The 12,720-nt window shown below is 70.4% G+C and carries 9 protein-coding genes; 4 read left to right on the top strand and 5 right to left on the bottom strand.

Features of this window, described 5'->3' with window-relative positions; all coding sequences use genetic code 11:
• Nucleotides 1–87 precede the first annotated feature (87 nt).
• Nucleotides 88–1,050: a carbohydrate kinase gene (locus tag NW895_RS20620; RefSeq protein ID WP_289937219.1), complete on the bottom strand. Its 963-nt coding sequence runs from the start codon at nucleotides 1,048–1,050 to the stop codon at nucleotides 88–90.
• Between the two features lie 223 nt (nucleotides 1,051–1,273).
• On the opposite strand from NW895_RS20620, the gene NW895_RS20625 reads away from it, so the two are divergent.
• The 4 genes from NW895_RS20625 to NW895_RS20640 all read left to right on the top strand — a co-directional run bounded on the left by NW895_RS20625 (nucleotide 1,274) and on the right by NW895_RS20640 (nucleotide 5,351).
• Nucleotides 1,274–2,296, top strand: a complete 1,023-nt coding sequence (locus NW895_RS20625; RefSeq protein ID WP_289937220.1) for a sugar ABC transporter substrate-binding protein — start codon at nucleotides 1,274–1,276, stop codon at nucleotides 2,294–2,296.
• A gap of 100 nt (nucleotides 2,297–2,396) precedes the next feature.
• On the top strand, nucleotides 2,397–3,410 hold the full coding sequence (locus tag NW895_RS20630; protein ID WP_289937221.1) for an ABC transporter permease: 1,014 nt from the start codon (nucleotides 2,397–2,399) through the stop codon (nucleotides 3,408–3,410).
• Entirely contained in the window at nucleotides 3,407–4,243 is an 837-nt protein-coding gene (locus tag NW895_RS20635; protein ID WP_289937222.1) for an ATP-binding cassette domain-containing protein, read from the top strand. Before NW895_RS20630 ends, NW895_RS20635 begins: the two co-directional genes overlap by 4 nt.
• Before the next feature lie 76 nt (nucleotides 4,244–4,319).
• Nucleotides 4,320–5,351 carry a LacI family DNA-binding transcriptional regulator gene (locus NW895_RS20640; RefSeq protein ID WP_289937223.1) on the top strand — a complete coding sequence of 344 codons (1,032 nt, stop codon included), beginning with the start codon at nucleotides 4,320–4,322 and terminating at the stop codon, nucleotides 5,349–5,351.
• 394 nt (nucleotides 5,352–5,745) lie between these two features.
• On the opposite strand, the gene NW895_RS20645 is transcribed toward NW895_RS20640, so the two are convergent.
• The 4 genes from NW895_RS20645 to NW895_RS20660 all read right to left on the bottom strand — a co-directional run bounded on the left by NW895_RS20645 (nucleotide 5,746) and on the right by NW895_RS20660 (nucleotide 12,547).
• Entirely contained in the window at nucleotides 5,746–6,831 is a 1,086-nt protein-coding gene (locus NW895_RS20645; protein ID WP_289937224.1) for a lytic polysaccharide monooxygenase, read from the bottom strand.
• Nucleotides 6,832–7,879: 1,048 nt separating this feature from the next.
• Entirely contained in the window at nucleotides 7,880–9,370 is a 1,491-nt protein-coding gene (locus NW895_RS20650) for an ATP-binding protein (protein ID WP_289937225.1), read from the bottom strand.
• Entirely contained in the window at nucleotides 9,367–9,606 is a 240-nt protein-coding gene (locus tag NW895_RS20655) for a hypothetical protein (protein ID WP_289937226.1), read from the bottom strand. Before NW895_RS20655 ends, NW895_RS20650 begins: the two co-directional genes overlap by 4 nt.
• Before the next feature lie 142 nt (nucleotides 9,607–9,748).
• Complete coding sequence (locus tag NW895_RS20660) at nucleotides 9,749–12,547, bottom strand: aconitate hydratase (RefSeq protein WP_289937227.1); 2,799 nt, start codon at nucleotides 12,545–12,547, stop codon at nucleotides 9,749–9,751.
• Between the last annotated feature and the right edge of the window lie 173 nt (nucleotides 12,548–12,720).

The raw sequence follows: 12,720 nt of genomic DNA on the forward strand, positions 1-12,720 counted from the left end.
TGACATCAAGTGGGCCGATGATGCGGGCAATCGGGCCGACGCGTCAACGGTCGGGGCGTGATTGCCCCGGCGCGACTCGCCTGCCGGTTACGGGCGGTCGGCTGTCGCGAGCCGCGCCAACTGGCTCTGCCACGGCGGGTTGGGGCCTGCGACCGAGCAGGTCAGGGCCGCGACCCGGGCGGCGAACCGGCAGGCCTGTGCGACATCGTCCGGACCCAGCTCCGTCAGCCGGCCACCGAGGAGTCCACGGGCCCCGAGGTGGTGCAGCATCCCGGCCGTGAAGGAGTCTCCCGCCCCGACCGTGTCGACCACCTGCGTCGCCACCGCGGGCACGTGCACCCGTTCGCCGTCGAGGGAGGCCACAGCGCCGTCGGCGCCGCGGGTGATCACGACGAGCCGCGCCCCTGCGGCGTGCCAGATGTCGCACGCCCGCTCGGGGGGCGTGCCGGGCAGGAGGAGCGCCAGGTCGTCCTCGCTCAGCCGCAGCACGTCCGCGAGGCCGCACCAGTGCTCCAGCCGGGCGCGGTAGACCTCGGGGCGCACCAGCAGCGGACGGACGTTGGGGTCGATGCTGATGGTGGCCCGGGAAGCGGCGGCTGCCAGGAATTCTTCCACCACCGCCGCCCCGGGCTCCCGGACCAGGGCGAGCGACCCGGTGTGCACACAGGCGGTTTCGGACAGCTCCACCCGGGCGAGCTCCTCGGCCGTCCACTGCCAGTCGGCCGTGTTCTGCGCGTGGAAGGAGAACGCGGCCTGCCCCCGGGCGTCCAGCTCCGCCACGGCCAGCGTGCTGGGTTCCGCGGCCGGGACGGCATACGACAGGTCCACCCCGGACGCCTCCAGATGGGCCCGGAACAGGCGGCCGAACACGTCGCCGGACAGCCGTGCGAGGAAGCGGGCCGGGGTGCCCAGCCGGGCCAGGGCCACTGCCGTGTTCGCGGGCCCGCCGCCGGGCAGCACACGGAGGGCCAGCTCGCCCGGGGCGCTCGCGGGTTCGGTGAAGGCGTCCGCGACGCACTCCCCGAGGACGGTGATCTGACGCAGACTCATGGGCTGCTCTTCTCTTCGAACGCACGAGCGAAAGCGGGCACGGACCGGGCAGCCGCCGCGGGCGTTACGGACTTGTGTCCGGCACAAGGCATTGACGCTGCCGGGAGACGGAGTCCATCATCCTCGCCATGCAGTGTCAACGATGACATAAGTCAACGATGACACCCCGGGCAGCATGCTCCGACCCAACTCCGTGCCGCCCGCTATCCCACAGGAGTCGATCATGCCTCGCACCACTCGCCTGTCCTCCCCTCTCCTCAGAGCCGCCGCGGTCACGGGCATCGCGGCCCTCACCCTGACGGCCTGCGGATCCGGCTCCGGTGCCGGATCGGGTTCGTCCAGCGCCGGTTCGGGTGACGTCAAGGTCGGTCTGATCACCAAGACCGACACCAACCCGTTCTTCGTGAAGATGAAGGAGGGCGCGGAGAAGACCGCGAAGGCCGAGGGCGTCAAACTCATGACCGCGGCCGGCAAGTTCGACGGGGACAACGCCGGTCAGGTCACGGCCATCGAGAACATGGTCGCCGCCGGCGTGAAGGGCATCCTGATCACGCCCAGCGACTCCAAGGCCATCGTGCCCGCGATCGAAAAGGCCAAGGCCAAGGGCGTCCTCGTCATCGCCCTGGACACCCCGACCGAGCCGCAGAGCGCGGTCGACGCCCTCTTCGCCACCGACAACCTCAAGGCCGGCGAGCTGATCGGCGAGTACGCCAAGGCCGCCATGAAGGGCAAGACGGCGAAGATAGCCACCCTCGACCTCGCGCCGGGCGTCTCCGTCGGCGTCCAGCGGCACAACGGCTTCCTGAAGGGCTTCGGCGCCACCGACAAGGACGTCACCTGCGCCCAGGACACCGGCGGCGACCAGGCCAAGGGCCAGACCGCGATGGAGAACTGCCTGCAGAAGGCGCCCGACATCAACGTCGTCTACACCATCAACGAGCCCGCCGCCCTGGGCGCTTACACCGCGCTGAAGGCCAAGGGCCGGGAGAAGGACGTCCTGATCGTCTCGGTCGACGGCGGCTGCACCGGCACGCGGGCCGTCAAGGACGGCAAGATCGCCGCGACCTCGCAGCAGTACCCGCTGAAGATGGCCGCCGAGGGCGTCAAGGCCGTCGTGACGTACGCCAAGAACGGCAAGAAGGCCTCCGGCTACACCGACACCGGCGTCACGCTGATCACCGACAAGGCGCAGACGGGGGTCACCTCGAAGGACACCGCGTACGGCCTGGAGAACTGCTGGGGCTGAGCCGCCCCGAGGACCGCCCGAACCGCCTCAGGCAGCGGCCCGGCTCCCGCCTCCCCGACCGGGAGCGGGCCGCCCTCTCACCCTCCGTCAAGGACTTCGCATGACTGCCACGTCCACGCCACCGTCCACCTCCTCGCCGTACGCCGGGCTCAAAGCACCGACCACGGCCCGCAGACTGCTCACGCAACCGACCACCGGCCCCCTGGTCGCCCTCCTCCTGGCCTGCGTCTTCTTCTCCGTCTCGACCGACCAGTTCCTCACGGGCGGAAACTTCTCGCTGATCGTGCAGCAGGTCATGGTCGTCGGCACCCTGGCCATCGGTCAGACGCTGATCATCCTCACGGCGGGCATCGACCTGTCCTGCGGGGCGGTGATGGCGTTCGGCAGCATCGTGATCGCCAAGATGGCGGCCGAGGGAACCCTGCCACCGCTCGTCGCGATCGCCCTGGGCCTGGTCGTCTGCGGCGGCTTCGGCCTGCTCAACGGGGCGTTGGTGCAGAAGATCCCGCTGCCGCCGTTCATCGTCACCCTCGGCATGCTCAACGTGGCCTTCGCGCTGACCCACATCTACTCCGAGGAGCAGACGGTCACCAACCTGCCCGGCCCGCTCACGGCACTCGGGCAGACCTTCCCGCTCGGCAGGACCGACATCACGTACGGCTCGCTGGTCACGATCGCCCTGTTCCTCCTCCTCGCGTACGCGCTCAGCAGCACCGCCTGGGGCCGGCACGTCTACGCCCTGGGCAACAGCCAGGAGGCGGCGCGGCTGAACGGCATCCGCACCTCCCGGCTGACCATCGGCGTCTACACCGTGGCCGGCCTGCTGTACGGCATCGCCGCCCTGCTGCTCATCTCCCGTACCGGCGTGGGTGATCCGCAGGCCGGACAGACCGACAACCTGGACAGCATCACCGCGGTGGTGCTCGGCGGCACCAGCCTCTTCGGCGGACGCGGGTCGGTCCTGGGCACCTTCATCGGCGTCCTCATCGTCGGTGTGTTCCGCAACGGCCTGCAGTTGATGGGTGTCGCCTCCATCTACCAGACCCTGATCACCGGCGTCCTGGTGATCCTCGCGGTGACCGTCGACCAGATCTCCCGGAAGAAGGCCCGATGACCGCCACCTCCTCCTCGACCCCCGTCCTGCAGGCCCGCGGTCTGGTCAAGCGCTACGGCCACGTCACCGCCATCGACGGCGCCGACTTCGACCTGCTGCCCGGCGAGGTCCTCGCCGTCATCGGCGACAACGGCGCCGGCAAGACCAGCCTCATCAAGGCCCTCACCGGGGCTCTGGTCCCCGACGCGGGCGAGATCCGGCTGAACGGCGAACCCATCACCTTCTCCGGCCCGCAGAGTGCCCGCGCCCACGGCATCGAGACGGTGTATCAGGACCTCGCCGTGGCCGCCTCCATGGACATCGCCTCCAACATGTTCCTCGGCCGCGAACTGCGCCGCCCGGGCGTCCTCGGCAGTGTCTTCCGCATGCTGGACAAGAAGCGCATGCGTCAGGAGGCCGCCGAGCACATGGCCGACCTGAAGATCGGACTGCGCTCGCTCACACAGGCGGTCGAGACCCTCTCCGGCGGACAGCGGCAGGCCGTGGCGGTGGCCCGTTCCGTCGCCTGGGCCCGCAGCGTCGTCGTCATGGACGAACCCACCGCCGCCCTCGGCGTCAAGGAGTCCGGCCAGGTCCTCGACCTCATCCGGCGCGTCCGGGACAAAGGCATGCCCGTCGTGCTGATCAGCCACAACATGCCGCATGTCTTCGAGATCGCCGACCGGATCCACGTCCACCGGCTGGGCCGGCGCGCCGCCCTGATCAAGCCCTCCGACTACTCCATGGCCGAGGTCGTCGCCATCATGACCGGCGCGCTCAGCATCGACGAGGCCGGAGATACTGTCGTAGCGGACTCGGAGGCCGCGAAGGCCGCCGGGGTACAGGCCACCTGACAACACGACCCGGCTTTCGCAGTTGCCGGCCGAGGCCGCGGCCGGAACCGAGAGCCCTCAGGAGACGGTTTCCTCCATGGCAGCGAACCGCCGCCCCACCCTGGCCGACGTCGCCCAGGAGGTGGGCGTCAGCGCCAAGACGGTCTCCCGCGTCCTCAACGAGGACGGCCCCGTCTCGGCACAGACCAGGGAACAGGTGCTCGCCGCGGTGGCCAAGCTCGGTTTCCAGCCGAACCTCATGGCACGCAACATCCGCGTCGGCGGACCCGACACCACCATAGGACTGGTCGTCCCGGACCTCGGCAACCCGTTCTTCGGAGCCGTGGCCCGTGGCATCGAGGACAGCGTCCGCGACCGCGGACTGACGCTGCTCATGGGATCCTCAGCGGACGACCCCGACCGTGAGCGCGCCCTGACGGACAAGTTCCTCGCCCGGCGTGTCAGCATCCTGATCGTCGTGCCGTCCGTCGGCGCCGACCACTCCCACCTCAAGTCCCACCGCACGGCGGGACTCCCCGTGGTCTTCCTCGACCGCCCCGGTGTCGGCCTGTCCACGGACAGCATCGTCAGTACCAACCGGGCGGGCGCCCAGGAAGGCGTCGCCCACCTCATCGCCCACGGGCACCGGCGCATCGGCTTCGTCGGCGACCTGCCCACCAGGCTCTACACCCGCCGCGAACGTCTGGCGGGCTACCGCTCGGCCCTGCAGGAAGCCGGAATCCCCTACGACCGCTCACTGGTCACCAACGCCCACGACCAGCGAGGAGCCGAGGCCGCGACCTCCCAGCTCCTCGACCTGGCCGATCCCCCCACGGCCCTGTTCGCCGGCAACAACATCGTGGCGCTGGGGGTCGTCGCCGAACTGGCCCGCAGCAAGCGCAAGCACGTGGCCGTCGTCGCCTTCGACGACGTCTCACTGGCCGAGGCGCTCGAACCGGCCCTGACCGTCGTCGCCCAGGACCCCGAGGAAATCGGCAGGACAGCGGCGACGACCGCCCTGGCCCGCCTCGACGGCGACCGCTCCCGGGCTCGCACCATCACCGTGCCGACCCGGCTGATCGTCCGCGGTTCGGGAGAGCAGCGCGCGGCCGCCCCGCCGGAGGCATGACCGCGGCGCCGGGACACGCCCCCCGGTGGAGCTCCCCGCCGTTGCCCCCTGGCCGCCCGTCCCGCTGTCCGCGTCATCGCCGAAGAGAGCCACGCCCCTCTGCCGAGGCAGATCGACGAGGACCCCGCCGGAAGTCCCGAGCACCTCGGCACCGGCCTGCGGCGCCTCTGCTCCGGCGCCGCCCCTCTCCTCCGGTCCTGCGCCCGAACTCGGCCTGTACGGAGGCGACTTGGCCAGGCACCAGTGAGGACTGGGGCACGGGCCCCGACACCCGCAAGCACCCGCGAGCACCCGCACCGACCGACTCGCGCTGAGCGCTCCCCCGTAGCCCTCACGTGCGGCGCACACGCCTGCGCGCCGCACGTGGCCGGGTGCCGGCGGGCGAACCAGCGGTTCAGCCGACCCGGCAGGGCAGGGTCGTCGTACTGTCACCGCCGGAGCCGGAGACGACGTAGCCGAACGTCGTACTCTTCCCCGGATCCAGCGAACCGTTCCAGCCCGCGTTGTGGACCATCACGGACTGACCGTTGTAGGTGGCGGTGCCGCTCCACAGGCTCTCGACCTTCTGGCCGGCCGGGAGCGTCCAGTCCACCATCCAGCCGAGCATGGGGACGTCGCCGGTGTTGGTGACGGTCACCTCGGACTGGTAGCCGCCGTTCCAGCTGCCCGTCGTCCTGCGGGTGGCCGTGCAGGTGCCGGGCACCGGCTCGCTCGGGTTGCCCGGCTGCTTGACGCCGGTCACCTCGCCGTTGCCGCCGTCGAAGACGACGTCGGAGCAGGAGTAGAAGGTCTCCTGGCTGTCCGAGCGCTGCCAGACCATGTAGATGATGTGCCGGCCCGACTTGTTGGCGGGGAGCTTGCCGGTCCAGGAGTAGTTGGCCTCGACCGTGCCCGGGGAGCCGTTGAGCGGCGGGTGGTCCACGGAGAGGAACGGCTGCTCCTCGATGTCGTTCCAGGTGAGCGTCTTGGTCGGGTCGAAGCCGTCCTTGGTGATGTAGACGTAGAACCAACCCGGGTGCGCCGCCCAGGCGTTGTACGAGAAGTCGACGGTCGCACCCGAGGTGAGGTGGGTGAGCGGCCAGTCCTTGCTGGGCGTGTTGAACCCGGTGAAGTTGGTGTTGCCGCCGCTGCACAGCTGACCGTCGGGCACGAAGCCGCGGGTGCGGCCGGCGCCGTCCGAGCGCAGCACCGAGAACCAGTTGTAGAACGGCGTGGTTCCGCTGACCTGCTGGGCGGCCTTGCAGGCCGGGTTGACCGGTTTGATCTCGCCGGTGTCGGTGAGGCCGTCCTGCCAGCACAGGAAAGTGCGGCTGCCGGGCTTCATGGGGGTGCCGTGGGCCTCCGCGTCGGCGCCGGCCGTGACGACCAGGGTGAGGGCCGGGATGGTGGCGAGGAGGGAGATCAGGACGAGGAAGAGTGATCTGGCGCGGGTGGGGCGCGTTAATCGACGCGCGGCCGATTCATCTTTTGTCATGATCATGACAATGCGTCCGTTCCTTCAGGTACGGTGCGTGCGGGTGTCATGTGATGCGGATGCGCGGGGAGGGAGTGACCCGGAGGGCGGGTTCCGGTCCACCGTATGGGAGCGCTCCCACCCCGCTGGTGTGGAAGTTAGCGCCGAGCGCCGAAGTTGTAAACGGATGGCGCACGAGTCCTGTGGACAAAAGCGCCCCAGGATCGTCGTATTGGACTTTCTCCCCCCTTTTTCGCGCCGTGGCTTCCGCGACGAAGCACAACTGGCGACCCCCTGAACGACATGCACGCGAGACCGCCTCGGCCGCGAGGGCCTTTTCCTGATTCCCCGGTTTTTCCTGAGCATTCCCCTATGACGCCGAAAGGACGGATCGATGGTTTCCTGGGGTGTCCGTTGCCCGATATGCGGATGTTTCGTGAGATCATCAAAAGGCATCACGACACCGTGTCGCCCCATGAAGTCAAGTTCACGGTCACCACCCACACCGGGGAGGTGCACGGCGTGCCGACCCAGCCATCCTCATCGTCGTCGCTCAGCATCCTGGGACCGTACACGGGGCCATATGCGCCTCGGACCCGTAGGAGCGGCTGCCGCACGGAACTTCACGGCCGCCGGTGGGCCGGGCGCCGCGCACGCGGAGGCCGGCACCGCAGGCCGATTTCCCCTGATCCGGTCGCTGATCTGCCGCGACACCTCAACCAGGCTTCTTCCGGCGGCTTCTGACCGATGACGCGGCACCGGACAAGTGCCGCCCACGGGCCGCGCGCGGACCTCCACTCCTGGTGGACGCCCGCGCGCCGACCTGACGTCTCCGACAGCACGCAGTGCAACGGACCGAAGGAGACCTCCATGCAGCTCACCCACGTATCCGAACCAGTGAAGTCCAGCACAGCCCGGCGGCCGCCGCGACGGGGAGCGGCTCGGCGGTACGGTCGGCTGACCGCGCTCTGCTTTCTGCGCGGAGCGGCAACTGCCGCAGGTGGCAGCCTGATCAGCCTTCTGGTGTTCTGGATTCAGCACCGCGTCTGACGCGGTGACGCGTCGGCGAGGCGGCTCACCGAGCGAGAGCCCGGTCGGCCCCCGCCACCGTGCCGGCGTGGGGACTGCCGGCGGCGGCGCGGTCCGTCGGCAGTACCACCGTGAACTCCGTACGACCGGGGGCGGATTCCACGTCGATGCGGCCCCCGTGCGCCACCGTTATCGCCTCCGCTATGGCCAGGCCCAGGCCCGAGCCACCCGCTCGGCCGCCGGGCCGGGAGCGGGAGCTGTCGGCGCGGGTGAAGCGGTCGAAGACCGTCGGCAGCAGGGACGGTGGGATGCCGGGGCCGTCGTCGCGGACCCGGATGACACAGCGTTGCTGCGTGGCCTCGACCGAGCCGGTGACCGTCGTGCCCTCGGGCGTGTGGACCCGTGCGTTGGCCAGCAGGCCCGTCACCAGTTGGTGGAGGCGGGCCGCGTCGCCGGTCACGAGGGCGGGCGCGTCGAGGTTCAGCTCCAGCTGCCAGCGGTGGCCGTCGGCGGTGGCGCGCGCCTCCCACACCGCCTCGGCGACCAGTGCCGCGAGGTCCACCTCGGTACGGGCGAGCGGGCGTCCCTCGTCGAGGCGGGCGAGCAGGAGCAGGTCCTCGACGAGGCCTGTCATACGGGCCGACTCGGCGAAGACACGGCGCCAGGCGAGCACGGGCTCGATCCGGTCGGTGCCGCGGTTCATCAGCTCCGCGTATCCGGCGATGGAGGCGAGCGGCGTCCTCAATTCGTGGCTGGCGTCGGCGAGGAAGCGGCGCACCCGCTCCTCGCTGAGCTGCCGCTCGGCGAGCGAGGACTCCACGTGGTCGATCATGCGGTTGAGCGCGGCGCCGACCTGACCGGCCTCGCTGCCCGGGTCGAGGTCGCGTTCGGGCACGCGGGTCAGGCCGGTGCCCCCACCATGCCCCAGCGGGGTGCGGGCCACCTCGACGGCGGTGGCCGCGACCCGGCCGAGGGGGCGCAGCTGTCGCCGTACGACCACGGCACAGGCCCAGCCCGCGGCGGTGAGCCCGGCGCCCGTGACGACCGCCTCGACCGCCGCCAAGCGGCTGATCATGTCCTGTACGTCGTCCATGGGGAGCCCGGCGAGGACGCGACCGCCGCCGGAGCCGAGCGAGGTGACCCGGTAGGTGCCGAGGCCGGGGACCACGCGGGTGTGCGGGGTGCCGTCGGGGGGCAGGCCCTTGAGGGCGGCGCGTTGGCCGGCCGTGAGGGGCTGGGGCGCGGCACCGCGGGTGACGACGGCGGCGGTGACGATCGTGCCGTCGGTGCGGAGGCGGGCGGCGAGCAGTCCGGCGGGCTGCCCGCTCTCGTCGAGGAACGTCAGATCCCGCGCCGGCTCGGCGAGGCTGTGCCGGGCGGCGTCGGTGACCTGGTCGTCGAGGGTGCCCAGCAGATAGGCGCGTTGGGCGAGGACGGTGGTGAGGGCCATCGTGGCGCATACGGCGACGAGAGTGACGCCGAGGAAGAGCAGCAGACGGGTCCGCAGCGAGCGTCCGCGTGGGCGGGCGGTCCTCATCTCCCGTCCTCCGTGGGCCTGATGGCGTGGCGCGGGCCGCACAGGGTGGGGGCGGGCGGGGCCGGCACGGCGGGGTACGGGGCGCCGCCGGGCGCGAGGCGCGGCGCCAGGGCCTGCTGGGAAAGTCCCGCCTGCCCCACGACGCCCGGCAGATAGGCGCGTTGGGCGAGGCGGGGCTCGTCCTCGGCGATCGGCGCGCGGACTCGGCCGGTTCGGGACCCGGAAGTGACGGACATGTACCGATCGTGTCCCGGTGCGCTGAGGGAGCGCTGTGTTCAGCCTGAGCTCCGGCGATGCCTTCGCGACGCGCCTCGGCGGCATGGCGAAGGGCCGCACCCCCGTCGCCGGGGATGCGGCCCAAGTGCCGTGTCCGATCGCTTACTTGCGGATCAGGCTGCGCAGCACGTACTGCATGATGCCGCCGTTGCGGTAGTAGTCCGCCTCACCGGGCGTGTCGATGCGGACGACCGCGTCGAACTCCACGCCGGTGTCGGTGGTGACCTTCACCGTGCGCGGCGTGGTGCCCTCGTTGAGCTCGGTGACACCGGTGATGGAGAAGGTCTCCTCGCCGGTCAGGCCGAGGGACTCGGCGGAGGCGCCCTCCGGGAACTGCAGCGGCAGGACGCCCATGCCGATGAGGTTCGAGCGGTGGATGCGCTCGTAGGACTCGGCGATGACGGCCTTGACGCCGAGGAGCGCGGTGCCCTTGGCGGCCCAGTCGCGGGACGAGCCGGAGCCGTACTCCTTGCCCGCCAGGACGACCAGCGGGATGCCGGCGGCCTGGTAGTTCTGCGAGGCGTCGTAGATGAAGGAGACCGGGCCGCCCTCCTGCGTGAAGTCACGGGTGTAGCCGCCCTCGGTGCCCGGCGCGATCTGGTTGCGCAGGCGGATGTTGGCGAACGTACCGCGGATCATGACCTCGTGGTTGCCGCGGCGGGAGCCGTAGCTGTTGAAGTCGCGGCGCTCGACGCCGTGCTCCGTGAGGTACTTGCCGGCCGGGGTGTCGGCCTTGATGGCGCCGGCCGGGGAGATGTGGTCGGTGGTGACCGAGTCGCCCAGCTTGGCCAGGACGCGGGCGCCGGAGATGTCCTCGACCGGGGCCGGCTCCATGCCCATGCCCTCGAAGTACGGGGGCTTGCGGACGTAGGTGGACTCCGGGTCCCACTCGAAGGTGTTGCCGGTCGGCACGGGCAGGGACTGCCACTGGGCGTCGCCCGCGAAGACGTCGCTGTAGGACTTGGAGAACATGTCCTCGCCGATGGCGTTGGCGACGACGTCGTTGACCTCGGCCTCGGTCGGCCAGATGTCCTTCAGGAAGACCGGGTTGCCGTCCTGGTCGGTGCCGAGGGCCTCACGGGTGATGTCCACCTTCATGGAGCCCGCGATGGCGTAGGCGACGACCAGCGGCGGGGACGCCAGGTAGTTCATCTTGACGTCGGGGTTGATCCGGCCCTCGAAGTTGCGGTTGCCGGAGAGGACCGAGGTGACGGCGAGGTCGTTGTCGTTGACGGCCTTGGAGACCTCCTCCGGCAGCGGGCCGGAGTTGCCGATGCAGGTGGTGCAGCCGTAGCCGACCAGGTTGAAGCCGACCTTGTCGAGGTACGGGGTCAGGCCCGCCTTGTCGAAGTAGTCGGTGACGACCTTGGAGCCCGGGGCGAGGGTGGTCTTGACCCACGGCTTGCGGGTCAGGCCCTTCTCGACCGCCTTCTTGGCCACCAGGGCGGCGGCGACCATGACGTACGGGTTGGAGGTGTTGGTGCAGGAGGTGATGGCCGCGACGGTCACCGCACCGTGGTCCAGCTCGTAGGAGGTGCCGTCGGGGGCGGTCACGGTGACCGGGTTCGACGGGACGGCGGCGCCGGTGCCATCGGCGTGCTGCGGCGCGCCGGCGCCGTTCTCCTGGCTGCCGTAGGCGGGGGCGTCGGAGGCCGGGAAGGACTCGGCGCTGGCCTCGTCGACCGGGGAGGCCGCGGCGGCGGGCTGCTGCGCGGCGGGCGCCTCGACGTAGTTGAGGACGTCCTTCGCGAACTGCTGGGCGGCCTCGGCGAGGACGATGCGGTCCTGCGGGCGCTTGGGGCCGGCGATGGACGGGACGACCGTGGAGAGGTCGAGCTCCAGCTTCTCGGAGAAGTCGGGCTCGGCGGCCGGGTCGAGCCAGAGGCCCTGCTCCTTGGCGTAGGCCTCGACGAGGGCGAGCTGCTGCTCGGAGCGGCCGGTGAGCTTGAGGTAGTTGATCGTTTCGGCGTCGATCGGGAAGATCGCGGCGGTGGAGCCGAACTCCGGCGACATGTTGCCGATGGTGGCGCGGTTCGCGAGGGAGGTGGCGGCGACGCCCTCGCCGTAGAACTCGACGAACTTGCCGACCACGCCGTGCTTGCGGAGCATCTCGGTGATGGTCAGCACCAGGTCGGTGGCGGTGGTGCCGGGCTGCAGCTCGCCGGTCAGCTTGAAGCCGACGACGCGCGGGATGAGCATCGAGACGGGCTGGCCGAGCATCGCGGCCTCGGCCTCGATGCCGCCGACGCCCCAGCCGAGCACGCCGAGGCCGTTGACCATGGTGGTGTGGGAGTCGGTGCCGACCAGGGTGTCGGGGTAGGCCTGGCCGTTCCGGACCATGACCGTGCGGGCCAGGTGCTCGATGTTCACCTGGTGGACGATGCCGGTGCCGGGCGGGACGACCTTGAACTCGTCGAAGGCGGTCTGGCCCCAGCGCAGGAACTGGTAGCGCTCCTTGTTGCGGCCGTACTCCAGCTCGACGTTGACCTTGAAGGCGTCGTTGGTGCCGAACTTGTCGGCGATGACGGAGTGGTCGATGACCAGCTCGGCCGGGGCCAGCGGGTTGATCTTGGCCGGGTCACCGCCGAGCTCCTTGACGGCCTCGCGCATGGTGGCGAGGTCGACCACACAGGGCACGCCGGTGAAGTCCTGCATGATCACGCGGGCCGGCGTGAACTGGATCTCCTGCGACGGCTGGGCCTGCGAGTCCCAGTTGCCGAGCGCGCGGATGTGGTCGGCGGTGATGTTCGCGCCGTCCTCGGTGCGGAGCAGGTTCTCCAGCAGGACCTTCAGGCTGTAGGGGAGCCGGGCGGAGCCCTCGACCTTGTCCAGCCGGAAGATCTCGTACGACTCGTCGCCCACCTGCAGCGTGCTGCGGGCGTCGAAGCTGTTCGCCGACACGACAGTCTCCTTCTTTATGTGCGCGTACCACCGCATCCTGCCGCCACGCCGTCTTGGCCGATCCGCTAAGGTAAGGCTAAGTTAGGTAACCCTTAGCGAAGTGGCGGCTGCGGCACGCCTCGGCAGATATCTCGATGTCGAGATAACTCTAGTACATGGGGGCGGCCTGGTCA

Origin of the sequence: Streptomyces sp. S.PNR 29 (genome assembly GCF_030386795.1) — a bacterium.
Classification (GTDB): Bacteria; Actinomycetota; Actinomycetes; order Streptomycetales; family Streptomycetaceae; genus Streptomyces.